Source organism: Vreelandella nigrificans, assembly GCF_002374315.1.
Classification (GTDB): domain Bacteria; phylum Pseudomonadota; class Gammaproteobacteria; order Pseudomonadales; family Halomonadaceae; genus Vreelandella; species Vreelandella nigrificans.
This window is the reverse complement of sequence record NZ_NWUX01000065.1, coordinates 1-1,073: the sequence shown is the minus strand read 5'-3', so window position 1 is coordinate 1,073 and position 1,073 is coordinate 1. Positions and strand designations below refer to the sequence as shown.

At 60.7% G+C, this 1,073-nt stretch carries 1 protein-coding gene; it reads left to right on the top strand.

All coding sequences use genetic code 11. The features are described 5' to 3' along the window. Positions 1-1,073 (top strand): Ig-like domain-containing protein (locus tag CPA45_RS22470; protein WP_133066822.1); only part of this gene is annotated, 1,073 nt, incomplete at both ends.

Sequence of the window (1,073 nt, the reverse complement as noted above, 5' to 3'; positions counted from 1 at the left end):
GCGGGTAACGACTACCGCGCCGAGGCTGACCGTGACTACGGTGTCAACCTGGACGCCACTGCCACCATCACCATCGATACCATTGCTGGTGACGATGTGATCAACGGCGAAGAAGCCACTCAAACCATCACCGTCACGGGTACGGTAGGTGGCGATGCTCGCGAAGGCGACACTGTCACCCTAACCCTGGGTGACGAGACCTTTACTGGCCTAGTCGGTGCAGATCTGACCTACGCCATTGATGTTCCCGGAGCCCTGCTGGCCGATAACGACCAAGTGAGCGCCGAAGTCACCGGTAGCGACGACGCGGGTAACGACTACCGCGCCGAGGCTGACCGTGACTACGGCGTTAACCTGGACGCCACTGCCACCATCACCATCGACACCATTGCCGGTGACGATGTGATCAACGGCGAAGAGGCCACTCAAACCATCACCGTCACGGGTACGGTAGGTGGCGATGCCCGCGAAGGCGACACCGTCACCCTGACCGTGGGCGATGAGACCTTTACCGGCCAAGTCACCACCGACAGCGCCGGTAACCTGATCTACGCCATCGATGTCCCAGGATCACTGCTGGCCGATAACGACAGTATCAGCGCAGAAGTCACCGGTACCGACGACGCGGGTAACGACTACCGCGCCGAAGCTGACCGCGACTACGGCGTTAACCTGGACGCCACTGCCACCATCACCATCGACACCATCGCCGGTGATGACGTGATCAACGGTGAAGAGGCCACTCAAACCATCACCGTCACGGGCATGGTAGGTGGCGATGCTCGCGAAGGTGACACTGTCACCCTAACCGTGGGTGGTGAGACCTTCACCGGCCAAGTCACCACCGACAGCGCTGGCAACCTGATCTACGCCATCGATGTCCCAGGATCGCTGCTGGCCGATAACGACCAAGTGAGTGCCGAAGTCACCGGTACTGACGAGGCGGGCAACGACTACCGCGCCGAGGCTGACCGTGACTACGGCGTCAACCTGGAGGCCACTGCCACCATCACCATCGACACCATTGCTGGTGACGATGTGATCAACGGTGAAGAAGCCACCCAGACCATCAC